The 25,203-nt window shown below is 46.8% G+C and carries 23 protein-coding genes and 1 tRNA gene; 18 read left to right on the plus strand and 6 right to left on the minus strand.

The window, feature by feature from the left end; translation table 11 throughout:
- Position 1: 1 nt before the first annotated feature.
- Complete coding sequence (gene hemB, locus AC121Z_RS02335) at positions 2–1,006, plus strand: porphobilinogen synthase (protein ID WP_498126345.1); 1,005 nt, start codon at positions 2–4, stop codon at positions 1,004–1,006.
- Here hemB and AC121Z_RS02340 read toward each other — a convergent pair.
- Together AC121Z_RS02340 and rhlB are read right to left on the minus strand one after the other, a co-directional pair.
- A complete protein-coding gene (locus AC121Z_RS02340) occupies positions 999–2,507 on the minus strand; it encodes a Ppx/GppA phosphatase family protein (RefSeq protein WP_498126347.1) in 1,509 nt (502 codons plus the stop codon). The genes hemB and AC121Z_RS02340 overlap by 8 nt on opposite strands.
- A 2-nt stretch (positions 2,508–2,509) precedes the next feature.
- A complete protein-coding gene (rhlB, locus tag AC121Z_RS02345) occupies positions 2,510–3,787 on the minus strand; it encodes an ATP-dependent RNA helicase RhlB (protein ID WP_498126349.1) in 1,278 nt (425 codons plus the stop codon).
- Between the two features lie 100 nt (positions 3,788–3,887).
- On the opposite strand from rhlB, the gene trxA (AC121Z_RS02350) reads away from it, so the two are divergent.
- Positions 3,888–4,214 (plus strand): thioredoxin TrxA, encoded by a 327-nt coding sequence (gene trxA, locus AC121Z_RS02350; protein ID WP_100642744.1) that lies wholly within the window; start codon positions 3,888–3,890, stop codon positions 4,212–4,214.
- A 77-nt stretch (positions 4,215–4,291) separates the two neighbouring features.
- On the opposite strand, the gene AC121Z_RS02355 is transcribed toward trxA (AC121Z_RS02350), so the two are convergent.
- Complete coding sequence (locus AC121Z_RS02355; RefSeq protein WP_498126351.1) at positions 4,292–5,254, minus strand: calcium/sodium antiporter; 963 nt, start codon at positions 5,252–5,254, stop codon at positions 4,292–4,294.
- Between the two features lie 341 nt (positions 5,255–5,595).
- On the opposite strand from AC121Z_RS02355, the gene rho reads away from it, so the two are divergent.
- The 3 genes from rho (at position 5,596) to AC121Z_RS02370 (ending at position 11,099) form a co-directional block, all read left to right on the plus strand.
- Positions 5,596–6,861, plus strand: coding sequence for a transcription termination factor Rho (gene rho, locus AC121Z_RS02360; RefSeq protein ID WP_498126352.1), 1,266 nt, complete (start codon positions 5,596–5,598; stop codon positions 6,859–6,861).
- 197 nt (positions 6,862–7,058) lie between these two features.
- Entirely contained in the window at positions 7,059–8,273 is a 1,215-nt protein-coding gene (locus AC121Z_RS02365) for an amidohydrolase (RefSeq protein WP_498128122.1), read from the plus strand.
- A gap of 18 nt (positions 8,274–8,291) precedes the next feature.
- Positions 8,292–11,099, plus strand: coding sequence for a response regulator (locus AC121Z_RS02370; RefSeq protein WP_498126354.1), 2,808 nt, complete (start codon positions 8,292–8,294; stop codon positions 11,097–11,099).
- A gap of 21 nt (positions 11,100–11,120) precedes the next feature.
- Here AC121Z_RS02370 and AC121Z_RS02375 read toward each other — a convergent pair whose 3' ends face one another.
- Positions 11,121–12,011, minus strand: coding sequence for a LysR family transcriptional regulator (locus AC121Z_RS02375; RefSeq protein ID WP_498126356.1), 891 nt, complete (start codon positions 12,009–12,011; stop codon positions 11,121–11,123).
- Positions 12,012–12,261: 250 nt separating this feature from the next.
- On the opposite strand from AC121Z_RS02375, the gene purE reads away from it, so the two are divergent.
- From purE to AC121Z_RS02415, 8 genes are all read left to right on the plus strand, one after another.
- Positions 12,262–12,753, plus strand: a complete 492-nt coding sequence (purE, locus tag AC121Z_RS02380; RefSeq protein ID WP_498126358.1) for a 5-(carboxyamino)imidazole ribonucleotide mutase — start codon at positions 12,262–12,264, stop codon at positions 12,751–12,753.
- A complete protein-coding gene (locus AC121Z_RS02385) occupies positions 12,750–13,898 on the plus strand; it encodes a 5-(carboxyamino)imidazole ribonucleotide synthase (RefSeq protein ID WP_498126360.1) in 1,149 nt (382 codons plus the stop codon). The genes purE and AC121Z_RS02385 overlap by 4 nt, the downstream gene beginning before the upstream one ends.
- Positions 13,899–13,949: 51 nt before the next feature.
- Positions 13,950–14,025, plus strand: a tRNA-Thr gene (locus tag AC121Z_RS02390).
- A 137-nt stretch (positions 14,026–14,162) separates the two neighbouring features.
- A complete protein-coding gene (locus AC121Z_RS02395; RefSeq protein ID WP_498126362.1) occupies positions 14,163–14,624 on the plus strand; it encodes a DUF2946 family protein in 462 nt (153 codons plus the stop codon).
- Between the two features lie 52 nt (positions 14,625–14,676).
- Entirely contained in the window at positions 14,677–16,797 is a 2,121-nt protein-coding gene (locus AC121Z_RS02400) for a TonB-dependent receptor plug domain-containing protein (protein WP_498126364.1), read from the plus strand.
- Between the two features lie 67 nt (positions 16,798–16,864).
- Positions 16,865–17,347: a copper chaperone PCu(A)C gene (locus AC121Z_RS02405; protein WP_498126366.1), complete on the plus strand. Its 483-nt coding sequence runs from the start codon at positions 16,865–16,867 to the stop codon at positions 17,345–17,347.
- Positions 17,348–17,495: 148 nt separating this feature from the next.
- Positions 17,496–17,972, plus strand: coding sequence for a Dps family protein (locus tag AC121Z_RS02410; RefSeq protein WP_498126368.1), 477 nt, complete (start codon positions 17,496–17,498; stop codon positions 17,970–17,972).
- A gap of 9 nt (positions 17,973–17,981) precedes the next feature.
- Complete coding sequence (locus AC121Z_RS02415) at positions 17,982–19,085, plus strand: PQQ-dependent sugar dehydrogenase (RefSeq protein WP_498126370.1); 1,104 nt, start codon at positions 17,982–17,984, stop codon at positions 19,083–19,085.
- 64 nt (positions 19,086–19,149) lie between these two features.
- Here the strand turns inward: AC121Z_RS02415 and AC121Z_RS02420 are convergent, their stop codons facing one another.
- Positions 19,150–19,863, minus strand: a complete 714-nt coding sequence (locus tag AC121Z_RS02420) for a hypothetical protein (RefSeq protein WP_498126372.1) — start codon at positions 19,861–19,863, stop codon at positions 19,150–19,152.
- A 94-nt stretch (positions 19,864–19,957) separates the two neighbouring features.
- On the minus strand, positions 19,958–20,278 hold the full coding sequence (locus tag AC121Z_RS02425) for an Mpo1-like protein (RefSeq protein WP_498126374.1): 321 nt from the start codon (positions 20,276–20,278) through the stop codon (positions 19,958–19,960).
- A 123-nt stretch (positions 20,279–20,401) separates the two neighbouring features.
- Here AC121Z_RS02425 and trxA (AC121Z_RS02430) point away from each other — a divergent pair, with 123 nt between their 5' ends.
- The 5 genes from trxA (AC121Z_RS02430) to AC121Z_RS02450 all read left to right on the plus strand — a co-directional run bounded on the left by trxA (AC121Z_RS02430) (position 20,402) and on the right by AC121Z_RS02450 (position 25,141).
- Positions 20,402–21,259, plus strand: a complete 858-nt coding sequence (trxA, locus tag AC121Z_RS02430; protein ID WP_498128124.1) for a thioredoxin — start codon at positions 20,402–20,404, stop codon at positions 21,257–21,259.
- Between the two features lie 223 nt (positions 21,260–21,482).
- A complete protein-coding gene (locus tag AC121Z_RS02435) occupies positions 21,483–22,187 on the plus strand; it encodes a spondin domain-containing protein (protein ID WP_498126376.1) in 705 nt (234 codons plus the stop codon).
- A gap of 10 nt (positions 22,188–22,197) precedes the next feature.
- Positions 22,198–22,926 (plus strand): spondin domain-containing protein, encoded by a 729-nt coding sequence (locus AC121Z_RS02440; RefSeq protein WP_498126377.1) that lies wholly within the window; start codon positions 22,198–22,200, stop codon positions 22,924–22,926.
- 11 nt (positions 22,927–22,937) lie between these two features.
- Complete coding sequence (locus tag AC121Z_RS02445; RefSeq protein ID WP_498126379.1) at positions 22,938–23,663, plus strand: response regulator transcription factor; 726 nt, start codon at positions 22,938–22,940, stop codon at positions 23,661–23,663.
- Positions 23,657–25,141 (plus strand): sensor histidine kinase, encoded by a 1,485-nt coding sequence (locus AC121Z_RS02450; protein ID WP_498126381.1) that lies wholly within the window; start codon positions 23,657–23,659, stop codon positions 25,139–25,141. Before AC121Z_RS02445 ends, AC121Z_RS02450 begins: the two co-directional genes overlap by 7 nt.
- Positions 25,142–25,203 lie beyond the last annotated feature (62 nt).

Raw genomic sequence — 25,203 nt, forward strand, 5'->3', positions numbered from 1 at the left:
TATGCAATCAAACTCTCAGTTCCCAGCCACTCGTATGCGTCGGTTGCGCCGCTCGGCATCCCTTAGAGACCTCGTCAGTGAGCATCACTTAACTTGTAACGATTTGATCTATCCGATGTTCGTGTTGCCCGGCAAACAAGCACGGGAGACTATTGCATCAATGCCAGGTATTGAGCGTCTTTCAGTTGATCTGTTAATGCATGAATGTGAACAGTTACTCGCGCTCGGCGTAAAAACACTGGCGCTGTTTCCAGTTACGCCCGCTGAGAACAAGTCGTTGACCGCTGAGCATGCCTATGCCGAGAACGGTCTGGCGCAATCTGCTGTGCGGAGTATTAAGCAGCGCTTTCCTGAAATGTCAGTGATCACTGATGTCGCCTTAGATCCTTTTACTAGTCATGGGCAGGATGGGCTGCTGGATGATGACGGTTATGTACTCAATGATGAAACTACAGCGGTACTGATCAAACAAGCGCTGAGTCATGCTGAAGCCGGAGCCGATATCGTTGCTCCATCAGATATGATGGATGGGCGTATCGGTGCAATTCGCAGTGCCTTAGAACAGCAAGGGCACATTCACACTTGCATTATGGCGTACTCGGCGAAATATGCTTCACACTATTACGGTCCATTTCGTGATGCGGTTGGTTCAGCTGCCAATCTAAAAGGGGCAGATAAGAAAACGTATCAAATGGATCCGGCTAATACGGATGAGGCGATGCGTGAGATAGCCTTGGATATCGCAGAGGGTGCGGATATGGTGATGGTTAAACCGGGAATGCCATATTTGGATGTCGTGCGCCGCTGCAAGGAACAGTTCGCTGTACCTACCTTTGCCTACCAAGTGAGTGGCGAATATGCCATGCACAAAGCGGCATTCGCCAACGGCTGGTTAGCTGAGGAGCCGGTGGTACTGGAATCCTTACTCGCCTTTAAACGCGCTGGGGCAGACGGCATATTGACCTATTTCGCCAAACAAGCTGCAGATTACCTGCGGACTAAATAAAACTTAACTGCCAACCTGCTTTGTGGCTCAGCCATGCTTCATTGTTCAGTTCGGCTTTTAGCAATGGATGTGCTTTAAGCCAATCAGCTGGAAACTCCATGCGCCAATGGTCAGCGTCTAGACTTAGCGTGATCATTGGTAGATCTAAATTAGCACGTCGAATTGAGAGCACCACAGCAATTCTAAGGACGCGTAATAAATTGAGTACCATGGGCTTAACTTCTTCGTGGTAGCCAAGAAAATCGTCTAGATTTACTGCCTGCCTATGGTTACTGACCAGGTGGCGGATAGTCGTTTTCTGCAATAAGGTATAGCCAGGTAAATCAATGTGTGACAGTACATAGGCGCCATGTTGATGATACAGTTTGTAGTCAATATGCAGGCCCAATTCGTGCAACATACAGGCGGCTTTTAACACCGCATCGGTATCAAAATTACAAATCCCGGTTTGCTCACACACCTGTTTGGATAATCCCGCAGCGATCTTGTGTACAGTGCGTGCATGCTCAACATCAATGCGGAATCGCTGCATGGTTTGGTTTAGGGTTTGGGTGCGCCGATCATTATCTTGCATGGTATCCAGCATGCCGTAGATCAGACCTTCCCGCAGTGCGCCTCCGGAAATATTCATTTCCGCGATATTAAGCTGCTCGAACAAGCTGATTAGGATCGCGAGACCACTTGGGAAAATGGCTCTGCGAGCATCGCTTAAGCCGTCAATATCGAGTGCTTCCATGTTGCCACAGTCAATACACTGCTGGCGCAATTGATACAGATAATCAAGCCGAATAGAATCACTGATCCGTTGATTGACTAAAATTTCAATGATCGCTTGTGGAGTGCCTGATGCACCTAAGCAGTTGCGCCAGTCAAAGCACAGATACTCTTCTTTCACGCATTCCAGCAATTGGGTAGCAGCTGCTTGGGCTGCGGCAAAATTAGCTTCAGATAAATGACCATCGCCAAAATAGCGATCCATAAAGGTAACACACCCCATATCTAAGCTATTCTCAACAATCGGCGTCATGTCATTACCAAAAATAATTTCGGTACTTGCACCGCCGATATCAATCACTAGACTGCTACCTTGATTGGCTGAGGTATAGGCCACGCCGAGGTATATTTGCCGAGCTTCTTCTTCGCCACTGATAACGTTAATAGGGTGGTCAAGGATTTGTTCTGCCTGATGCAAAAAAGCGTGCGCATTTTGCGCCAGTCGTAACGTGGCTGTAGCGACAATGCGAATGTTCGAACGTGGGATATCTTGTAAACGCTCAGCAAAGGAGCGCAGGCAATTCCATCCGCGCTCCATACTGGCATTATCCAAATTCATGTTGTCATCTAGGCCAGCAGCCAAGCGTACTTTTTGTTTGATTTTTCCGACGATCTGCACGTTGCCGTTGATCACGTGCACGACCACCATATGAAAACTATTTGAGCCTAGGTCTACAGCGGCGTAATACTCACCGCGTAACGTTGGTAAACCAAATGTATTATCCATCGCTACCGCGCTCCCCGACCTCCGCCGTGGCGTTTGTTGCGTCCGCCTTGAGGAGAACGTCCTTTCCCGCGTTCAGTGGGACGTCGCTTATGCTGGAATTTGGGTTTTTGTATGTCATCCAAGAGTGCCGACGCATCATAGTCTGTCACGGGGATGGAATGCTTAATGTATTCTTCGATTGCGGGCAGGTTTAGCGCGTACTTTTCACAGGCAAAGCTGATGGCATGACCACTTTGACCCGCACGACCGGTGCGTCCGATTCGATGCACATAGTCCTCCGCATCATCGGGTAGGTCATAGTTGAATACGTGCGTCACCTTGTCGATATGTAAGCCGCGCGCAGCAACGTCTGTGGCGACTAAAATATCCAGCTCGCCACGGGTAAATTTGTCCAATATGCCGAGGCGTTTTTTCTGCGGGACATCACCTGAGAGCATGCCAACACGATGACCATCGGCTTTTAGCCATGCTTCCACTTGCTCGCAACTGTGTTTGGTATTGGCAAAGACAATGGCTTTGTCGGGCCATTCCTCCTCCAGCAAGGTGAGAAGCAGTTTGACTTTATCTTCATCCGAAGGATAGAACAGTTCTTCTTGCACCCGTGTCGCTGTCATTTGCTCGGGTTCAACTTGCACATGGATTGGGCTATTCATATGCTCATAAGCAAGCTCTTGTACTTTAAAGCTCAAAGTGGCTGAAAATAACATACTCAAGCGTTCACTGGGCTTTGGCATGCGGCGGAGTAAGTAGCGAATGTCTTTGATAAAGCCAAGATCGAACATGCGATCAGCCTCATCTAATACTGCAACTTGTATATTCGCCAGGGAAAATACACCTTGTTTGTAATAATCTAAGATCCGCCCAGTGGTGCCAATGATAATATCTACACCCTTTTCTAGTTTTTCACGTTGACTTTGGTATCCTTCGCCCCCATATATCAGACCAAGCGTCAAGCCAGTGTGCTTGCTTAGTAGCTCTGCATCGTTATAAATCTGAACGGCTAGTTCACGTGTTGGTGCCATAATAATGGCACGCGGCGCAGAGGACTTATCCGCTGGGTTTGACAATAGATGATGAAAAGTGGCGACTAAAAACGCGATGGTTTTACCGGTACCCGTTTGCGCTTGGCCAGCAACATCTAGCCCTTCGAGACTAGGTGGCAGGCTAAGGGCCTGAATTGGGGTACAATGTTTGAAATTAGCGGCATCAAGCGCAGCGATCACGTCTTTATGGATCGGTAATTCAGAAAAATGTGTGGTCGTTAAATGAGTTGTTTGCATAGCTTATAGCTTATCAGTGCTTGCATTAAAAACAGATTCTATATAACACTTATGGGAGTGCTGAAAAAGTATCAGCAACAGACCATTAACGGAGAAAAGAATGAGCGACAAAATTATCCAGTTAACTGATGATAAGTTCGAAGCAGATGTTATCAATGCTGCGGGTCCTGTGCTGGTTGACTTCTGGGCTGAGTGGTGTGGCCCCTGTAAAATGATTGCACCTATCTTAGAAGATATTGCTGGTGAATACGAAGGCAAGTTAACAGTTGGTAAACTGAATGTCGATGAAAATAACGAAACTCCGCCAAAATATGGCATTCGTGGTATTCCTACATTGTTATTATTCAAAGATGGTAACGTTGCTGCAACTAAAGTTGGGGCGTTGTCTAAGACTCAACTAGAAGAGTTCTTGAACGAGCACATCTAAACGAAAAGACTGGTTTTGAAATAAATAAAAAAAGCCCTCGAAAAAGGGCTTTTTTTTTGCTGCGTAATAGGGCTCGGTCAGAATGACGCCATCACGAGGAAATACATATAACCGATATACACCGCAGTAAAAATGCCGCCCTCAACACGGTTCACTTTACCGGGCCCTTTAATCCCAACACAAGAAATAAACAAAGCTACCGTTAGCCCGATCATCAATAAAGCGTCGCGATACAGGAATGAAGCATCCACTTGCATGGGGGCAATAATACCGGCCAGGCCTACGACACCCAGCGTATTAAATAGATTCGAGCCGATCACATTGCCCAGCGCCAATTCGTGCTCCCCTTTTTTTACGGCGACCAAGGCGGCGGCTAATTCAGGTAATGATGTGCCAATTGCAATGATGGTTAGGCCAATAATTACATCACTGACCCCAAAGGCTGTGGCAATATCAACCGCCCCCCATACCAGTAAGCGCGAACTGGCAATTAAAAGGATCAAGCCAATTCCTAGTGAGATAAGGCTTTTCTTTAACGGCTGATGCTCCGGGATTTCCGCGGCAACATCGTCAGCCAGAGCATCCTCCCCACCTTTCATGCCAGAATAAATACTCCATGCCATCAATCCAGCAAAAATTCCGAGCAACGCAAAGGCGTCATCGTGGGAAACCTCTCGGTCAAGTAATTGATAGACTGAAAACAAGGTTATGCCGAGTAACAGGGGCAGTTCTTTACGTAACACTTCAGACTTTACGGCGATGGGACTGATCAAAGCAGTGATCCCAAGAATCAACGCGATATTCGCAATATTTGAACCATAAGCATTACCCAAGGCTAGGCCTGGGTTACCTTGGCTTGCTGCAAATGCTGAAACTATCATTTCCGGTGCAGAAGTACCGAAACCAATGATCAGCATGCCGATTAATAGTGGCGACATGCCCAGATAACGTGCAGTAGCAGCCGCGCCATCAACAAATTTCCCCGCACTCCACAACAACACAATGAGTCCGCAGATGATGGCAAGAATAGGAAGCGTCATAAGTACCTTGTAAATAGCCTTTGAAGTTTATTGTTTGTCTTGGTCACTTTGGATCATAGCATCAGTTGTCTGGCGCATCGCTTGGCTACGAAATATGCTTACTATTATCCACTCATAGTGTTAAATAGTGGCGCTGGCCCCATAAAACAAGGATATACTGTAATAAATACAATAATTTTCGCCATATTCAGTCATCAGACTAGACGAATTGTAAATATGGTGCTAAGTTTCTTACAGCTCAAACCAGAGCTTTCCAATTTTCTTTCAAATCTGAGCTTTATAAAACTCTTTTCGAAAAAAAGAATACGCACAATAGCGTTTACGTACAAAGACCCACCAATATGAATTTAACAGAACTTAAGAATAAACCTATCAGTGAGCTGGTTGCGTTGGCCGAAGAAATGGGCCTCGAGAACATGGCTCGCGCACGTAAGCAAGACATAATTTTCTCAATCCTAAAAGCACACGCTAAAAGCGGTGAAGATATATTTGGCGATGGTGTGCTAGAAATTTTGCAAGATGGGTTTGGCTTCTTGCGCTCTGCAGATTCATCCTACTTGGCTGGGCCCGATGATATTTACGTATCGCCTAGTCAAATCCGGCGCTTTAATTTGCGCACGGGTGATACCATCGCAGGAAAAATTCGTCCACCAAAAGACAGTGAGCGCTACTTTGCGTTATTGAAAATCAGAGAAGTCAATTTTGATAAGCCTGAAAATTCACGCAATAAGATTTTGTTTGAAAACTTAACCCCGTTACACGCCAATGAACGGTTGCGCATGGAGCGCGGAAACGGTAGCACCGAAGATATTACTGCACGGGTTTTAGACCTAGCCTCTCCGATTGGTCGAGGCCAACGGGGCTTGATTGTCGCGCCGCCAAAAGCAGGTAAAACACTACTCTTGCAGAACATTGCGCAATCCATTGCTGCTAATCATCCAGAATGCCAATTGATGGTGTTGTTGATCGACGAGCGCCCGGAAGAAGTAACGGAAATGCAACGCTTGGTACAAGGCGAGGTTGTTGCATCAACTTTTGATGAACCGGCCAGTCGTCACGTACAAGTGGCAGAAATGGTTATCGAAAAAGCCAAACGACTAGTCGAGCACAAAAAAGATGTAGTGATATTGTTGGATTCCATCACGCGTTTAGCACGCGCTTACAACACGGTTATTCCTTCTTCCGGCAAAGTATTAACGGGTGGTGTTGACGCAAATGCATTGCATAAACCGAAGCGTTTTTTCGGTGCGGCTCGAAATGTTGAAGAGGGTGGAAGCTTAACAATTATTGCCACTGCACTTATTGATACCGGCTCGAAAATGGATGAAGTTATCTATGAAGAGTTTAAAGGTACCGGTAATATGGAGCTGCACCTCAATCGTAAGATTGCTGAAAAACGGGTGTTCCCGGCGATCGATTTTAATCGCTCAGGTACACGTCGTGAAGAATTGCTGACCACGCAGGATGAGCTGCAAAAAATGTGGATCTTGCGCAAGATCGTACACGAGATGTCGGAAATTGACGCGATGGAGTTTCTCATTAACCGTTTAGCAATGAGTAAAACCAATAATGAATTCTTTGATTCCATGAAGCGGCAGAAGAGCTAAGTTACCATTTCAATGCAGTCCGTTAAAGCCATGTGAAATACATGGCTTTTTTATTTGGGGTTGGGCAGATGATAAGGTAATCTCTAGTTATCCACTTCTTGTTGAGCTGTCTCATGAAAAAAATCGTCTTATCTCTTATTGTTGGCATTTGTACCTTCAACGCAGCAGCTAAGCCCACGCCTACTCAACTCAACGCAATGAGCGGCGAGATTGAAGCGCAAGTTATTAACTGGCGACACCATTTTCATGAATTTCCGGAATTGTCTAATCGAGAGTTCAAAACGGCAGCTTATATTGAGAAATATTTGCGCGATCTTGGATTGCAAGTTCAGACAGGCGTGGCTAAAACCGGTGTGGTAGCAGTATTAGATAGTGGTAAGCCCGGTCCAGTCGTTGCCTTAAGGGCGGACATGGATGGGCTACCTGTTTTGGAGCAAAATGATTTGCCCTATCGCTCGGTACAACGGGGCGAGTTCAATGGGAATGATGTACCTGTGATGCATGCTTGTGGGCACGATACCCATATGGCAATGCTGATGGGAGCAGCGAAAATTTTGGTTGATGTTAAGGACCAACTGCGTGGTCAGGTTAAGTTCATTTTTCAGCCTGCCGAGGAAGGTTCGCCAGCGGGAGAAACCGGTGGCGCTGAGGTTATGGTACAAGAAGGTGTGCTGAAGAATCCCGATGTGGATGCGATTTTCGGGCTGCATATCAGTGCTGACACCGATGTTGGAAAAGTACGCTATCGCGCCGGTGGTGTTATGGCAGCGGTTGATCCGTTTAAAGTGGTAATCAACGGTAAACAGGCACACGGCGCGTATCCTTGGTTGAGCGTTGACCCAGTTACAACTGCGGCACAAGTAATTATGGGTCTGCAAACCATTGTGAGTCGTGAGTTAAAGCTAATTGACGATGCGGCTGTGATCACTATTGGCTCAATCCATGGTGGCAATCGCTCGAACATTATTCCAAGTGAAGTTGAAATGGTGGGTACCATACGTACGCTTAATCAGCAGGCCCGTGATCATATCTACGAAGCATTACCGCGCAAAGTGCATGCGATAGCTGAAAGTATGCGTGCTACTGCTGAGGTAACCTTGCCGCTTGACTATAACTATCCTATTACCTTTAATGATCCAGAGTTGATGGCTGCGATGTTACCGACCATTCAGCGCACCGCAGGGGAGGCGAATGCGTTACATTCGAAACCCGTTACTGGCGCTGAAGATTTTTCTTTTTTCCAAGAGCAGGTGCCTGGTGTCTATCTTTGGGTTGGCGGCAAGCCTTTAGATGTGAAGGCTGAAGATGCTCCAGCACACCACACCCCAGAATTTTATGTTGACGATAGCGGCATGCGTCTTGGCGTGGACTTGCTGACCAATATGACGGTCGATTATTTGTTTGCGAATTAATCGCGCTCGCGGACAATCGTGATCGAGTTTCTACTTAACAATAAGCGGTTAACGGCAGTATTACTGACGTTAAGCGGCATGTTATTACATTGGCTTCCACCGCCATTTGCGACGCAAGGTCTTTTTTCATTTGGCTTTGCATTTGCCATGTTCTTGGGCTTATTGTTTGGCCTGAAGGCTGCTATCGCAAGTAGTCTTTGCATTAGCTTGCCCTATTGGTTGCCGATTTTCTTCGGTGCGCCAGTGTTGGGAGTTCAGCTCTATAATCCCTTAGTTATTACCGTCATATTGAGTCAACCCATCGTGGTGGCTTACTATTGTCATCGGCGGCCAATACAGCGGACACTCGTTATCGGCCTAGGCTACTGGCTTGCGTTTATTATCCCGTTGCTAATGATGCTGTTTTACAGCGAGAATCCGCACAGTATCGTGCTCGCATTTACCGCCATGGCGGTGACCTGTTTTTCAGCGGTTATCAGTTTAGTCATTGGGCATTTTCTATACATTGGGCGATTCATGGTATGGCCGTCCAGTCAAACACCAATGATCGAAGTTCGAGTGGTGTTTCAGTATTTTTTTGCGGGTGTATTTTTTATCGCTCTACTCACCGTCATTTATTTTTATATTGCGAGTTTTCAAGCACAGCAAAAGCAACAGCTACTGTCCTACATGCACCAACGTTCTCAAGTCTTAAGTGATCAATTGGCTGGCTTTTTTATTCGCCATCAGTCGGCAATCACTTTTGCTGCACGTGTGTTGGAGCGTTCTCCTGAATTAAGTGATCGCGTATTGAGTGAACTCGCGCCACAAAACCCCGAATTTCTTACGTTTCTTGTAACAGACAAGGACGGCACTATCACACACGCCTTTCCACAATCGGTATTGACATCAGCCAAGCGCTCCGGTTTTCTTTCGGTCGCAAGTCGCGATTATTTTAATCGTGCTAAAGAAACTGCACGTCCTTTTATTTCAGCGGCCTTTCAAGGGCGAGGGTTTGGGAACGATAACATCGTTGCTGTATCAGCTCCAATGTATGATGCTAATGGCGAATTCATTGGTATTGTGGAAGGTTCACTTGGGCTAAACGAGTTTAATCTATACGACGACCGCAACCTTACTGGATTTGTTACCATGGTTAGCGATCCGCTCAATCAGGTCGTCTACGCAAACAGTAGCTTAGGTTTCGAACGCTTGTTTGATGTTGGTTCAATGCCCTGTCTGGTGGCGAGTTGTAGTCAAACGGTTGTGACTTTGGCTGGCAAGCATTGGTTTGTGCAGTCGAAGCTCGATGGGCCGCAACAATGGTCGACCCATGTATTTTATCCACAAGACGAGTTTATTGAAGCAACTTCTCAATATTTATTGCTGGCGTTGGTTGTACTCCTGTTACTTGGAGCCGTAGGCATCCTAATGGGCTATTTTGTGGCTAGTTTGGTGTCCAAACCCATGCGTACTTTAATGCATCAATTCGCACTATTTGACCCAGCCAGCAAATCCGAATTTAAAAGCGACGAACGCAATCGATTGTATTTGCGCGAAGTGGATGCATTGAACAGCGAGTTTGTGAGCTTACGTAAACGCTTGGTAGATACTTTCAATGAGCTGCAACAAGCAAGGAGTAAACAAGATCTGCTTAATAAAGAATTGCATGATTTAAATGCGACTTTGCAGAAGCGAGTTGAAGAGAAAACTCAGTCACTCAGTACCGCACTGAAGATGGCGGAAGTGGCCAGTGAGGCTAAATCCAAGTTTCTGGCCAACATGTCACATGAAATTCGTACGCCAATGAACGGGATTATCGGTAGTTGTGAAAACTTATTGAGTGAGGATTTAAGTGAACCTTTGGAGCGAAAAATCAAGGTTATTGGAGAGTCCGCCCAGAATTTACTACTGATTTTAGACAGTGTATTAGATTGGTCAAAAATCGAGTCGGGTGAAATGAATGTGCGAATCTATCCGTTTGATGTCGCAGCAACCACCCGTAACGCATGTGAGTTGCACTCAGAGGCTGCATTGAAAAAGGGTATCAGGCTCAGCTGTGAGATATCCAATGATGTACCGGCACAGGTGCAAGGAGATTCGGGTAAATATGCTCAAATATTGAACAATCTATTGAATAATGCCATCAAGTTCACGCATATTGGCAAGGTCATGTTAACTCTCGACTACAGTGAAGGCGTACTCCGTTTATTGGTGCGCGACACGGGGGTTGGGATCGCGCCTGAAGACCTTCAGTTGATCTTTGATGAGTTTGCGCAAACAGACTTTACTGCCGCGCGGCAATATGGCGGCACTGGGCTTGGCTTAGCCATTACCAAGCGAATGATTGAACTGATGTCAGGTAATATTGCAGTGAATAGCACCCCTGGCGAGGGGACAGTTTTTTCTGTCAGCATTCCAATGGCTGAATCGAACTTAGATATCGTGCCTTCTGCTGTTGGCTTGCCTAAGTTGCCGCAGGGATTGCGCGTCTTAATTGTTGAGGATAACGCGGTTAATGCTGAAATATTGACCGATATGCTCAGCAAAGAAGGGGTAAGGGTTGTTAGCGCTAGTAATGGTAAAGAGGCCCTCTCGGCGCTTGAGGCTTACCGTTTTGACGCAATCTTGATGGATTGTCAAATGCCGGAAATGGATGGCTATGAAGCGACTAGGCAGATTCGAAAATGGAATAACGACAAAGCAAATACGCTGATTATCGCAATCACTGCAAATGCGTTTGAAGAGGATCGCCAGCGCTGTCTGTTAGCTGGCATGAATGATTATTTAAGCAAACCCATAACGCGCGCAGCAGTCATTAAAACACTCGCGCGCAATCTGCATTGATTGGCAATATTGCTGTCTCGGTTAACTCTCAATATCTCCATGCTCCCGTAAGAACTTTTTGAACCCTGAAGCGGCTAAGCTCTCTGGTCGGCTGTTCAAGGTGACCGCTTGCCAATAGTTCTGCAATGGGAAATCATTGATTTGTAAAAAAGTTAAGTCATCTGTGGGGCTATGCGCCAAGGTTTGTTCGGAGACAATTGCTAGTCCCAAACCCGTGGCAACAGATAAACGGATCGCCTCATTACTTTCAATCACCATAACTTTACTGAGTTCAATTTTTTGCGACTGACAATAATCGTCCACTAACTTGCGTGTGCCTGAACCAGGTTCGCGCAATAAAAAGCGCTGTTCGGCTAGCTCATTTAAATGGCAATTGTTCGGGCCATCGTAGTCTTTTGGTGCAATCACGCTTAACCGATTGAGCAAAAATGGTTCGACATGAATGGCCATATCACGCGGAGGCTGACTAAAAATATAAATATCATCCTGATTATTTTGCAAACGCTCGATTATTTGTGCGCGATTGCCTACCTTCAAGGTGATATCAATGCCTGGGTGAAGCTCGCAAAACTCGGCCAATAATGGAGGAACAACGTATTTTGCTGTGGTAACTACAGCAATTTTCAATGAGCCAACTTCCATGCCTTGTAAAGCTTGCATATAACTGTCCAGCCGAGCTTGTGAACTTAAAACTTCTTGCGCACATTGATAAACCGCTTTGCCAGCATCAGTCATCTTTAGTCGGCCTTGATATTGCTCTAACAATGCCATATTGAATAGTGAAGAAAGTTTCTTTAGTTGCAAAGAAACAGTGGGTTGAGATAATCCTAAGGCCGTTGATGCGGCGGTAATGGAGCCACTATCAACAACTTGTTGGTAGACTTGTAACAGCCGGAACGTTAACGAATTCATATCGCACCTTATAGATGAGCGTAAAACAAAATACAAAATCAATATTAAAATGTAAATGCTACATATCAATCTACTCGCTTCACTGAGATTAATCTCATTCGCTTAACCGAGATATTTGGCATCAACACGAGTTTTCATACGGCCATTCGTAGCAATGGGAACAATTCTATTTTTAAGGTATACTCTGCGCCTTTTTTAATCCTTGTGTACCGCGACCGCGCAGAAGTGTTGCTCGAAAGTTGGAGTTGAAATGAATAAAGTAGCGATAGTAATGGGTTCAACCTCAGACTGGCCAACCATGCAAAATGCAGCGAAAATGTTGCGCGCATTTGGCGTGGATTTCGAAGCTAAAGTGGTATCTGCGCACCGTACGCCTGATCGCTTAACCGAGTTCGCTGTTAGTGCTGCAGATAATGGATTTGATGTGATCATCGCTGGTGCTGGCGGCGCTGCGCATTTGCCAGGAATGATTGCTGCACATACTCACCTTCCTGTTTTAGGGTGCCCAGTTCGCTCAAGTCAATTAAGCGGTATGGATTCACTTTTATCTATCGTGCAAATGCCCAAAGGGGTAGCTGTTGGTACGTTGGCAATCGGCGAAGCGGGTGCGGCTAATGCAGGACTGCTGGCGGCGCAAATCATAGCCTTACATAACCCAGCCGTACGGCAAGCGATCCTTGACTTTAGGCAAGAGCAAACTGAAAAAGTTTTAGCTGCCGCTGACTTGGAATTGGATGCATGAAAGTCGTAGTTTTTGGTGATGGTCAACTGGCGCAAATGCTCAGTTTATCTGGCGCACCGTTAGGTATTGAGGTCACTGCGGTTAACGTTAAAAACCAGCAGTTGGTCAACCCGGTAGATAAAACACCACTGAATGAGTCTCTGAAAGACGCAGTCGATGCAGCACAGGCATTGACCGTAGAATTTGAGCATGTGCCAGTCGATTTACTCACTATGGCGCAAGCGAGTCAAAAATTATACCCACATTTTGATGCCATTCGACTCGGGGCAGATAGAGTTCTAGAAAAACAGTTCTTGGACCGTCTTGCGATCCCTAATTGTCGGCACAAAATCGTTACCCATGTCGACCAGCTGCCAGATGTGGTGGCAGCATTGGGCAGCAAGATTATCTTTAAAGCCAGTCTCGATGGTTATGATGGTTATGGCCAATGGCGCTTGACCGAGTCCAATTCACTGGCTGATGTAACTGCAGAATTGGCTCAGCTTGATTTGGCAGCTGTTCCAATTGTTGCCGAAGAAATGATTGAATTTGAACGTGAGCTGTCGATCATTGGTGCACGCAATGCGCAGGGGCAGATCAGCGTTTATCCACTGGCTGAAAATCGCCATCATCAAGGGCAATTACATGTCTCAGTGGCCCCCGCTCCTGCGTTAACGCCTGCGTTACAAGAACAAGCGTTAACACTGTTCCATAAGATTGTTAATGATTTGAACTACGTGGGTGTGCTCGCTATTGAAATGTTCCAGGTAGGTGATCACTTGTTGGTCAATGAGCTGGCGCCACGAGTGCATAATTCAGGGCATTGGACGCTGCATGGGGCTCAGACATCACAGTTCGAAAATCAGTTACGCGCGGTGCTGAATCTGCCGTTAGGTGATATGTCTGTGAGCGGAGTTAGTGCGATGGTCAATATCATTGGCTGTGGTAGCATCGCGAAAGACGTTCTTGGTCTGCCGGGCTGTCACCTACATTGGTACGGTAAGACTGTGCGTGCGAAGCGTAAGATGGGCCATATTAATGTAGTTGCAGCAAACTATACTGAATTAGCGCTTCGCCTCACCGATCTGGCTCGCTTGCTGCCTATTGAGCACTTCCCAGTATTGATGGAAGAAGTGAATAAATTGCAACGCGTTGATGGTGCATAAAAGCGCTTGACAAAACGCTACGCGTACCTAAAATACGCGCCTCTACAGTGTGCCGACTTAGCTCAGTTGGTAGAGCAACTGACTTGTAATCAGTAGGTCGCCAGTTCGATTCCGGCAGTCGGCACCATTTATCCGCACCACAAGATCCATCTTGCTTTGCATTTGTGATGTAAGCATGCGCTAGGTCAACCAAACACTAAAGACATTTGAATTTTTCTGCTTCTCATGCCTTAATGTGGAAAATTATCCTTCTACCAATAGTCGATGAAGTACACGCTTAACAACCACAAATCTGCAAGCCGCTGGATTAGCTATGCGGTAGTGGTGGTTTTGATGTTGATCCATCCCGCTATTAATGCTGCTGCGTCGCATACTATGCAGCGAGCTAGTCTCGCCTCTGACGAAAATACAATGATGATTTGTACCGGGAAAGGGATGGTATACATCGATCTGCAGCAGTTCTGGGACACTGGTGAAATGCATTACGTGAATGCGGACGGGACTGAGTTAGACCCGCAAGCGGAGTTGACAGATCCAGCGATGAGTGCGTGTGAACTCGCAACTTTTGCATACTCCGATATGCTTGCGGTGGCGAATGATCCAATTGATATAGCCTTTCAACGATATCACGATCGAGTACGGGCACGCGAAGCTCGTGCAGTACAAACCTTTCCTTATTTAGCCTCTAATCCGCGTGCTCCGCCGGCAGTAAATCAACGTTTTTAGAACTAATTTTGCCGCGCTATGTGGCAGTTTGATTTACTATTAAAGGATTACTATGGCTATTTTTTCTATGCAGCGCCGCATTGTCGCGAGCGCGTTTACTGTTTTTTCAATAACCAATGGCACTGTAGCCATTGCAAATACCGAACAACCCGATGGCCCAGATGCAATAACGATAGAACGCATTATCGTACATGGGCAAACTCAGCACGAAACCACTAGCGTTGAACGCGCGTTAGTTACCAGTATGGCGCCTGATGTCAGGGAGCAAATTGCGCGTGAGCCGGGATTTGCTATAAATAGCAATGGTGTGGTGACGGGGGTTTTGCAACATCGCGGTTTCATTGGTGATCGGATCCATGTCAGTCATCAGGGAGCGAGTATATATGGCGCTGGGCCCAATGCCATGGATTCGCCCTTGTCGCATGTAATTGTGGCACAGCATCCTAAAGTCACTTTATATACCGGTATAGCTCCTGTCAGTGCAGGCTATGAAGCGATTGGCGGCGTGGTGAAATTTGACGACCCTGATTGGTCATTGAGTGCATCTGACACTTGGCAGATGCAGGGCAATGCTAGCGCAGATTACACTGATAATGGTGAGCGCAATCAATTTGGTATAGCTAATGAGTGGGTCAATCAGCACTGGGGCTTAAGAGTCGCTGCACAGTATCAACAAGGCGACGACTACCAAGATGGTGATGGGCGCACGGTACTCCCTAGCGGTTATGAACGAGCCATGGGGAATGTTGCTGGGATCTGGCGAAACCGAGCGCATGAAGTGACCTATTCAGTGGGTTACAACAATACGAATACATCTGGTACACCTGCACTCGCAATGGATATAGAGTTTATTAATGCGTTGTGGTATCGGACTCAATACACCTACAGTGCTGACGACTATCAGATCGAAGTTAAAGGCTTTGGTAATAATAATCGTCACGACATGAGTAATTTTGTATTGCGTGACCGCATGCCTGCAATGGCTCGCCGTAATAGTGTGAGCAGTGATGTTTGGGGATTGTCGGCGAAGTATGCCGGGCAATGGGAAACGGCACAGCAGAACTACCAGTTTTTAGTCGGTAGCACGTTCACTTCTCGCCTACACGAGAGTGATATTACTAACCCAAACAACGACATGTTTGGTATCACTAATTTTAATCACGTTAAACGCGACCTTTCTACGCTCTTTGCTGAGTTGCAATGGCAAAATCCGCATGGCGTATTCGTTACCGTAGGTGCTAGACCTACGCGCGTAGAAGCGGATGCCGATGACGTGGCAACCAGCATGGCGATGATGAATCCTAATGCTGCGGCATTAGTGACCGCGTTTAATCAGGCTCAGCGCAAGCAAACATATACTTGGCTCGATATGACTGCCCAGGCAGGCATTGATATAAATAAGCAATGGCGTGTAACAGCCACAGCTGCCGAGAAAGGGAGAGCGCCCAGTTACCATGAACTCTACACCTGGTTTCCATTAGGGATTTCGGCGGGACTGGCAGACGGTAGAAATTATCTTGGGAACTTAGATCTACAAGAGGAAAAGGCCCAGCAAGTGGACTTCTCATTGTTGTATCGGAGTGAACAACTTAGCATTGAACCACGCGTTTTTTACTACAGTATTGATGATTATATTACTGGATTACCCAGTGATAATGCCGCCGCCCGCATGATAGCAATGATGATGGGGACTGAGCCGCCATTGCAGTGGCAAAATGTCGACGCCAAACTCTACGGTTTCGATCTCGCCGCAACATTCAAAGTCAATGATAAATGGTCACTAGCAGGCGCATATGAATCGGTTTCGGGGGTTAATAAAAATCTCGATCAACCATTGTATCGAATTGCGCCAAACCGTTTGGATTTACGCATTGATTATCGTAAAGCAAATCAATATGCATTCGCAGAGGGAATTTGGGTTGATGCACAGGATGATGTTGCCGCGATTCAGAATGAGACTCGCACGCCGAGCTATACGGTATTCAATATAGGTGCAGGGATGACGTTTGCGAATGATTGGCAAGTGAATGTGGTCGTCAATAATGTATTAGATAAGGCCTACGTCAGTCATTTGGGGGGCGTAAACCGCGTGAATGGCAGCGAGCTGGCACTGGGTGAGCGGATCCCTGAAATGGGGCGTTCAATTAACGTAGCGATAAATTATCATTGGTAGTAAAACAATAAAAAAGCGGTTATTCGCCATAAAGCATGGATGTTAATAACCGCTTCGAGGTAGCAGTATGCAGTATCAAAAAGGGTTAATCCGGTTTGTCGCGTTATGTCTGAGCTTAATCTGTATCCAGAGTGCCGTCGCTAAGGCACCACTAAGCATCGATGACGCTTGGGCACGAGCCACCTTTCCGCTCGCACCTACAGGGGCTATTTATTTGCGCGTAACGAACTCGAGTGAAAAGCCTGTTCGCTTAGAACGAGCATCAGTCGTTGGTTCTATAGCGAGTGAAGCGCAGATCCACAATGTCATTCAAGACGGCGAAATGATGAAAATGCGAGAACAAAAAGGCGGTGTGTTGATACCCGCCGGAGAGACACTCGCATTTGCGCCCGGTGGTTATCACATTATGCTGTTAGGGCTGAAGTCAGGGTTGGAAGCGGGGCAGCAGTTTACGCTCACCTTGTATTATGGGTCTGGCGAAAGTGTCGAAACACAAGTGCTTGTGCAGGCGGTTGATGGTGCAGCGCTTGGGCATGAGCATCACCACTAACTAAATAGGGGAATAGGCTAATCTAAAATCTTACCTCATGCGTTAACAGTGATAATCCATTGAACGATGATGGTAAGACTTTTACCGCTTTCTGCTGGCTTGAGCTGACTGAGAGGCTATGCTGGTGGGATCATAAATAGGAGCAAGTATGCATAAAATTGATATCGGGATAAATGAATCTAACCGAGTAGCCATTGCCGATGGCCTGAAACGCTTGTTGGCAGATTCGTACACGTTGTATTTACAAACGCACAATTTTCATTGGAATGTTACCGGCCCACAGTTTCGTGAGTTGCACTTGATGTTTGAAGAGCACTATACCGAACTGGCTATCGCAGTTGACGACATCGCTGAACGGATCCGCACACTCGATGTGCCAGCGCCAGGCACTTACAAGGCATTTGCTGAACTAAGCTCAATTAAAGAAGTTGAAGGGGTACCCGCAGCTGGTGCAATGGTTGCCTTATTGACCAAAGGTCACGAGCAAGTGGTAAAAACGTGTCGAGCGGTACTTGCCACTGCCCAAGAGGCCGATGACGAGTCCACAGCCGCGTTAGTGTCTGATCGCATGCGCGTGCATGAAAAGACTGCATGGATGTTGCGAGCAACGCAATCTAACGCCTAAGGAGTAAAAATGCAAAAACAGATGCTGATATGTGGAATGTTCGTCGCTGGTTTAGCGCTCAATGTTAGCGCGCACGACCATGCTGACTCTGCGGTTAAAGTGACTGAGTTGACTGACGGTCTGAAACACCCATGGGGCATGGTGCAGTTACCCAACGGCGACTTTATCATTAACGAGCGTCCGGGAACGATGCGTCGTTTCAGTCAGGGCGTTTTAAGCGAACCTATTGTGGGCGTGCCAGAGGTTGTCGCGAAAAATCAGGGTGGCCTGTTAGGGATTACGGCTGATCCCGACTTCGCTAGCAACAATACCCTGTATTTTTGCTATAGCAGCCCCGGCGAGGGCGGTGCCACCAGTACTGTTGCAAGCGCCAAGCTAAATGGTCAAGCGCTAGAAGATGTGCAGGTGTTGTTTACCGCTAATCCACGCATTAATACCGGATTCCATTTTGGCTGTCGCGTGGTGATTGACGGGCAGGGTGACTTATACATCAGTATGGGGGACCGCGGCTCACAGCGTTACGAAGCACAAAACACTGACAATCACTTTGGCACCGTTGCCCGCATAAAGCGCGACGGTTCTGTGCCTGCTGATAATCCGTTTATGTCAGGGAAGGCTCCCGAAGTATTTACCTATGGCCATCGCAATGTGCAAGGGATGACTGTCCATCCAGAAACAGGGGCGGTCTGGACCAATGAACATGGTCCTAAAGGCGGAGACGAAGTGAATATCCTTGCCAAAGGAAACAACTATGGTTGGCCGGTAATCACTTATGGCGTGAACTATGACGACTCTATTGTTTCTGACCTCACTGAGAAAGATGGCATGGAGCAACCATTCATGTATTGGGACCCGTCAATTGCGCCCAGCGGAATGGACTTTTATTACGGCGAAGCTTTCAAAGAGTGGCAAGGTGATTTATTAGTAGGTTCTCTCAAATTTGACCATCTGCGTCGCATCGAACTCGATGAAAAAGGCAAAGTGATGGCAGAACATGAGTTACTGCGCGACAGAGGAGAGCGCATTCGTGACGTATTGGTTGGTGCTGACGGTTTCATTTATCTGTTGACGGATGAACCGAATGGTAAGTTGCTGCAGGTCGCACCGAAGTAACTAGCTACACGCTGAAAATGCAACGTCGCAAGGTATGAGCCTCAAATACAGCTGTATTTGAGGCTTATTCATGCATCGATGATCGTTCCAAACCGAGTTCAACGGCGTTGACTAAGTCCATTGAATTGAATTGCACCGCGCAATCAGCTGCTATCATTTTCCGCCACACGTTGCGCAATTTGTCAGCCCGCTGGCCAATCCAAAACTTTTCCGTTTTTGTTATGTATTCAAGTACTGGCTGTCTATGACCGTCGCGGTATATTTGCCGAACTAAATCAAAATCAGGACCGTAACTAGATATTAGTATTGATTGCTCAGGGCCAAGCGCATCCAGGAGAGCTTTAAACGCCTGCTCTTTTTGGTCTTGCCGATACGCTAACCACGCGCGAGCAATAGAAATTGCATGATTTTCGTCACTGAATCCATCAATGACATCACCGGCGATCAACTGTTCCCGCGTCAATTGTTCAGCATGCTCAAACATACGCTCGATTTTGCGCTCGACGGTTTCAATTGGCTCGAATTGAGCGCTGTACTGTATATGTCTGCGTAAATTGGCAATGATTTGATAAATATTGGCACTATTTTCAAGGCTTAATGTATACGCTTGTGCAGTTTGAACCAGTGCGCGTTTTCCACTTGCAGCAAAGTTTTCAAATGCGTTTTCAATGTTGGCAAGGTAAGCGGGGTCAGTGCATCCTTGAGGATAATCAGCGCGAGCTGAGTGGTGGGGGGCAAGCCCGACAGCGAAGAGTAAAACGATCATGACTAACTGCATTGATTACCTGCTCACTTTGCATGGCGGTTGCTGGTTGCAATTGAAGTATCGACGGTATCAGGTTTCAGCAAGGAGATACCGTCAAAATCAACCGCTACTTACCGATAGGAATACGCCCAAGCAGAATATCTTTAAACATTACCCAGTCGCCCAGTAAGCTGTAAAACGGATAGGTAAAGGTGGCAGGTTTGTTGTGTTCAAAGAAAAAATGACCGACCCAAGCAAAGCCATAGCCAATGACAGGCATTAGCCATAATAATGCCCATTGCTGAGTGTATACAGCGGTAGCAATGACAGCTAACACCAACCAAGAGCCGATAAAATGTAACAGTCGACAGCGTGGGTCCTGATGCTCACTCAAATAGTATGGATAGAATTCGGCAAATGAAGAATACGTTTTTTGTTCAGTTTGCATAACCAACACCCCAATTAGCCTCAACGACGCTGCGCATTCTCACGCGTTTATAATCGTTGGGTTGATATTCAACGTTAACACCACATATTATAGCCATCTTGGCAAAAGCAAAGCGTGAATTCAATGCAAAACCTCGCGACAAATATCGTAGAACTCAACCTCGAAAACTTCCAACAGGTGATCATTCAGCAATCCCATGAAAAGCTCATCATGGTTGATTTCTGGGCCGATTGGTGCGAGCCGTGCAAAGATTTGATGCCAATATTGCAAAAAATAGCACGGGAATACCCCAACGATTTAATTTTAGCGACCGTCGATTGTGAGAAACAGCAAGAAATCGCTGGTCAGTTTGGGGTACGTAATTTGCCAACGGTTATGCTGGTCAAAGATGGCCAACCGGTTGATGGCTTTGCTGGTGCGCAACCAGAAGCACAAATCCGTGAAATGCTCGCCAAACACTTACCATCGCCAGAACAAGAATTGCTGGCTCAAGGCGCACAGTTAATTAGTGAAGGCAATTATGCTGCGGCCTTTCCTTTGGTTAAGCAAGCCTATGAAATCAATCCCGATAATCTGGATGGTAAGCTGATGATGACTGATTGTTTTATCGAGCAAGGTTATCTTGAGCAAGCCAAAGCGATTCTTAGCACTATAGGTCTGGTGGACCAAGATGGCCGCTATAGTGCCTTGCAGGGTAAAATTGAACTGGCTGAGCAAGCAGCGGAATCGCCCGAAATTAAAGCGTTGCAGGCGAAGTTGGCAGAAAATCCTGACGATATGGAAACTCAGGTCCAATTGTCCGTGCAATTACAACAAGCCAATAAGCACGAAGAGGCACTGAGTTTGTTATACAGTGTTATCAGCAAAGATTTAAACTTTGGCGATGCGAAAAAACTGTTCTTGGATATGGTTAATGCTTTGCCAGACGGTGACGCACTCAAATCGACCTACCGCCGTAAAATTTATAGTCTATTGTATTAATCCGCAGGTTGAAGCGTTTATCTGAATCAAGAGTCAAACTGTCACGGTAAAAACCAACCGTGATGGTTTGCTTCATCTCACCGTCGCTGATTGTTTCGAGCCAGCGCTAGCCGCGCATTGCGAGAACCAATTGCCAGCAAATTATGATCATTTCGTGATACTTTTGCGATAATTGTTGCGCACACTTTCCTCGTTGTTAATCACATTTACTCACGAGGAATCTATGAAAAAACGTTATTCACTTCTAGCGACATCGCTATGTTTAGGTATTGCGTCAACGTCATCAGCGGCTGAACTCACCGTTGAAGTTACTAACCTGACTCAAGGCATCTATTTTACGCCAATATTGGTCGTGGCCCATGGCGATGAGAATACCTTGTTTGATGTTGGGGCTCCTGCGTCGGCAGAGCTTCAAGCAATGGCTGAAGGAGGCAGTCTCGATGGGCTTGTGGCTATCGGTAGTGCGATAAGCGCAGATGCAGTGGCCAACCCAGCCGGTGGTTTGCTTGCGCCAGCGCAAACAACCACGGCGATGTTGAGCACTGCCGAAAGTAACGATGTGTTGTCTATCGTAGCAATGATCCTTCCTTCCAATGACGGCTTTGTCGGTTTGGATAACTGGCCAATCCCAAGTGAAGCCGGAACTTACACCCTCTATCTGAATGCCTATGATGCTGGTACTGAAGCCAATGACGAGCTGCGTGGCAGTGGCATGCCGGGAATGCCTGGTATGCCAGTTCCTCCTCCACTTGACCCCTTATTGGGTATGAACGGAACTGGGGTGACTACGATGTCGATAAATACCAACGTGCATATTCACCCAGGCAATTTAGGTGATAGTGACGCCAGTGGCGGCAGCAGTGATGTAACCAACAATGTACATCGTTGGCTGAATCCTGTCGCAAAAGTCACGGTTACAGTGCAATAAGGAGGCCGCTATGATTAGCAATCCAATCAAGGGCCAGTTATTGCTGGCAAGCGTTTTCAGTGTTGTGCTCGCCGGCTGTGGCAGTGATAGCGATGATTTACCCCCACCGTCCCCGCCACCTGAACCACAGCCTCCAGCGCCAGTGATGGTCACTTATGAGGTAACACTAACCAATTTAACTAATGCGCAGCCGCTTTCTCCCGCGGCGGTAATACTGCATGCTGAAGGCCAGTTATTTGCTGTTGGAGAGACCGCCACTGAGGCAATTGAGGTAATGGCGGAAGGCGGCGACAACTCTCAACTTATCGCGTTAGATATGGCCTTGGCTGCAGTTTCAGGTGTTGCACCGATTGGTCCCGGTAATAACGAAACGATTACTGTAACAGTCGTAGACACGACCGATGCATTACTCTCGATTACCACAATGTTGGTGAATACAAATGATGCATTTACCGGTCTTAATGCTATATCGCTGGCCGAATTAGCTGTGGGTGATAGCTGGATGACAACCACAGTGGCCTACGATGCAGGCACAGAAGCAAATACGGAGGCACTAGGCACTATTCCTGGTCCTGCGGACGGTGGTGAAGGCTATAACGCAGCACGTGATGATGTTGATTACGTCGCCATGCATGGTGGCGTTGTATCACAAGATGATGGATTGGCAGACTCGATATTGGCTGCGCAGCATAAGTTTGACAATCCAGTGATGCGGGTGGTTGTAACCCGAGTAGAGTAAGGAAAATGAGCATGAACGACAGTGTTTTGGTGGTTGAGGATGACAACGATATCGCCGACCTCATCAGAGTGAATTTGACTGAAATAGGTATCACTGTTGATCATGCTGCAACAGGCGATGTAGGGCTTGCTAAAGCATTAGATAATCAATACGAGCTATTGCTGTTGGATATAATGTTGCCGCACGTTAGCGGTTTGGATATTTGCCGGGAAGTGCGGCAGCGTAAGCCTGAGCAAGCGATTGTTATGCTCACCGCCAAGGATTCTGAGATGGACCGGGTATTAGGATTGGAGCTTGGTGCCGATGATTATTTAACCAAGCCATTCTCTGTGCGCGAATTGCAGGCGCGGATCCGGGCCCAACTGCGTAAGGTGCATATGCTCGCTAGCGTTTTACCTTCACAGGATGATACGCACGCGACGGTTAACGTTGGCCAGTTACATATCTGTACCAAACGCCGCACAGTCATATTACACAACCAGTCTATTGAGTTAACAGCGACCGAGTTCGAACTGTTGGCGTTTCTAGCACAACATCCAAATCAAGTGTTTTCTCGTGCGCAGCTGCTGGAGTCTGTGTGGGGTTATCATCACAGCGGATACGAGCACACCGTTAATTCGCATATTAATCGGCTGCGCGCAAAAATAGAGACTAATGTTACTCAGCCATTAGTTATTCAAACGGTCTGGGGCGTTGGTTACAAGCTAAATGCAGCAGGAGTTCGAGAGGCATGTTGAAGCTGTGTTTTTACCAACGTTTAGCCATCTCTTTGGTGAGCGTATTTATCCTGGTCGTTGGTGTGTTTGTGTATGCGTCGGCTACTTTGCAACAAAATACGCGGCTGGAAGCTGAACAGCGTTTACATGTGGACTTGGCGGCACACTTGGTGAGCGATAATCCATTGTTAGCGCAAGGCGTGTATGATTACGACGCGCTGAAAAACCTGTTTCATACCTTAATGGTCATGGGACCAAGCTTTGAATTCTATTATCTGGATCCTACCGGCAAGATATTAAGCTATGCGTCTGAACTGGGTGACTTAGCTCGCCACTCTGTGGAACTTGAACCCATCTCTGCTTTTTTAGCTGAGACTGCAAGTTTACCTATCTTGGGCAACGACCCACGTCATTCCCAACGAAGCAAAATATTTTCTGCAGCCCCCGTCATTACCGAGCAAGGCGTTCAAGGTTATATCTATATCATTATTGGTGGTCAGGCTTATGACTCTATCTTGGCAAACCTAAAGCGCAGTGCCGCAACCCAGCAGTTTGCTATTTTTGCTGCTGCCGCGCTGATTTTTTTACTGGTGGCATTATTAGTGTTGTTTAAAGCATTTACGCGACCGATGAAACTGCTCAGTGATGATATGGACGCGGTCCGGGACGCCAGCTTTGCAGCTGCAGAAATTGCTAAAGTTAAGCGCCAATGGCGGCGCACCAGTCACAATGAAATCCATCGGTTAGGGTGTGCGTTTAATGACATGATGGAACACATAACGCTACAGTTTGATAAATTACAGCAGACCGATACTCAGCGTCGCGTGCTACTAGCCGATCTCTCGCATGATTTACGTACGCCTTTGGCCAATTTGCAGGGCTATATTGAAACTTTAGATATTCAGAACGACACCCTGAGTCCTGCAGAGCGCAAACGTTTTATTCAGATTTCCCTTAAGAATGCAGAGAATTTAAAGCGTTTGATTGAACAAATCTTTGAACTTGCCTACTTAGAAGCCGGGCAGGTCACACTTACGCAAGAGGCATTCTCAGTAGCTGAACTGTTGCATGATGTAGCTGCTACGTTTTCCGGGCAACTGATGAGTAAGAATATAACCCTAAGTGTTAAGGCCGATGATCAAGAGCTGTTCGTGCATGCGGATATCGGCAAGGTCGAGCGTATTGTGGCTAACCTGCTGGACAATGCTATTCGGCATACCCCCGAAGATGGACATATTGATTTGTTATTATATCGCCAAGAAGAGTTTGCGTGTGTTGAGGTTAAAGACACCGGCAATGGGATTGCAGAGAGTGAGCTGGCGTTTATTTTTACGGCGCGTTATCAAGCTGCTAATCAGTGTAATGATAAGCGGGTGCATGTTGGTCTTGGTTTAGCCATTTGTCAAAAGCTAACAGCATTAATGCGTGGAGAGATCAGTGTACGCAGTCAAGTCGGACAGGGAACGGTGTTTAGTTTGCGCTTGCCACTGACTACCTAGCGGGAGTCAAAGCATACCGAATTGCTAGCTTGCATGGTACTATGCATGCCAGCTACTTTAGG

The sequence above is a fragment of the Alteromonas sp. DYW1 genome, assembly GCF_059752595.1.

What these genes read in the sequence shown, in the direction of transcription:
- AC121Z_RS02385 (WP_498126360.1), top strand. Translation starts at nt 12,750, where the DNA reads ATGAAAGTCGTAGTTTTTGGTGATGGTCAACTGGCGCAAATGCTCAGT.
- AC121Z_RS02340 (WP_498126347.1), bottom strand. Translation starts at nt 2,507, where the DNA reads ATGGATAATACATTTGGTTTACCAACGTTACGCGGTGAGTATTACGCC.
- AC121Z_RS02410 (WP_498126368.1), top strand. Translation starts at nt 17,496, where the DNA reads ATGCATAAAATTGATATCGGGATAAATGAATCTAACCGAGTAGCCATT.
- trxA (WP_498128124.1), top strand. Translation starts at nt 20,402, where the DNA reads ATGCAAAACCTCGCGACAAATATCGTAGAACTCAACCTCGAAAACTTC.
- AC121Z_RS02435 (WP_498126376.1), top strand. Translation starts at nt 21,483, where the DNA reads ATGAAAAAACGTTATTCACTTCTAGCGACATCGCTATGTTTAGGTATT.
- rho (WP_498126352.1), top strand. Translation starts at nt 5,596, where the DNA reads ATGAATTTAACAGAACTTAAGAATAAACCTATCAGTGAGCTGGTTGCG.
- AC121Z_RS02355 (WP_498126351.1), bottom strand. Translation starts at nt 5,254, where the DNA reads ATGACGCTTCCTATTCTTGCCATCATCTGCGGACTCATTGTGTTGTTG.
- AC121Z_RS02395 (WP_498126362.1), top strand. Translation starts at nt 14,163, where the DNA reads ATGAAGTACACGCTTAACAACCACAAATCTGCAAGCCGCTGGATTAGC.
- AC121Z_RS02425 (WP_498126374.1), bottom strand. Translation starts at nt 20,278, where the DNA reads ATGCAAACTGAACAAAAAACGTATTCTTCATTTGCCGAATTCTATCCA.
- AC121Z_RS02445 (WP_498126379.1), top strand. Translation starts at nt 22,938, where the DNA reads ATGAACGACAGTGTTTTGGTGGTTGAGGATGACAACGATATCGCCGAC.
- hemB (WP_498126345.1), top strand. Translation starts at nt 2, where the DNA reads ATGCAATCAAACTCTCAGTTCCCAGCCACTCGTATGCGTCGGTTGCGC.
- AC121Z_RS02405 (WP_498126366.1), top strand. Translation starts at nt 16,865, where the DNA reads ATGCAGTATCAAAAAGGGTTAATCCGGTTTGTCGCGTTATGTCTGAGC.
- AC121Z_RS02400 (WP_498126364.1), top strand. Translation starts at nt 14,677, where the DNA reads ATGGCTATTTTTTCTATGCAGCGCCGCATTGTCGCGAGCGCGTTTACT.
- AC121Z_RS02365 (WP_498128122.1), top strand. Translation starts at nt 7,059, where the DNA reads ATGAGCGGCGAGATTGAAGCGCAAGTTATTAACTGGCGACACCATTTT.
- AC121Z_RS02375 (WP_498126356.1), bottom strand. Translation starts at nt 12,011, where the DNA reads ATGAATTCGTTAACGTTCCGGCTGTTACAAGTCTACCAACAAGTTGTT.
- purE (WP_498126358.1), top strand. Translation starts at nt 12,262, where the DNA reads ATGAATAAAGTAGCGATAGTAATGGGTTCAACCTCAGACTGGCCAACC.
- AC121Z_RS02440 (WP_498126377.1), top strand. Translation starts at nt 22,198, where the DNA reads ATGATTAGCAATCCAATCAAGGGCCAGTTATTGCTGGCAAGCGTTTTC.
- AC121Z_RS02450 (WP_498126381.1), top strand. Translation starts at nt 23,657, where the DNA reads ATGTTGAAGCTGTGTTTTTACCAACGTTTAGCCATCTCTTTGGTGAGC.
- rhlB (WP_498126349.1), bottom strand. Translation starts at nt 3,787, where the DNA reads ATGCAAACAACTCATTTAACGACCACACATTTTTCTGAATTACCGATC.
- AC121Z_RS02415 (WP_498126370.1), top strand. Translation starts at nt 17,982, where the DNA reads ATGCAAAAACAGATGCTGATATGTGGAATGTTCGTCGCTGGTTTAGCG.
- trxA (WP_100642744.1), top strand. Translation starts at nt 3,888, where the DNA reads ATGAGCGACAAAATTATCCAGTTAACTGATGATAAGTTCGAAGCAGAT.
- AC121Z_RS02420 (WP_498126372.1), bottom strand. Translation starts at nt 19,863, where the DNA reads ATGCAGTTAGTCATGATCGTTTTACTCTTCGCTGTCGGGCTTGCCCCC.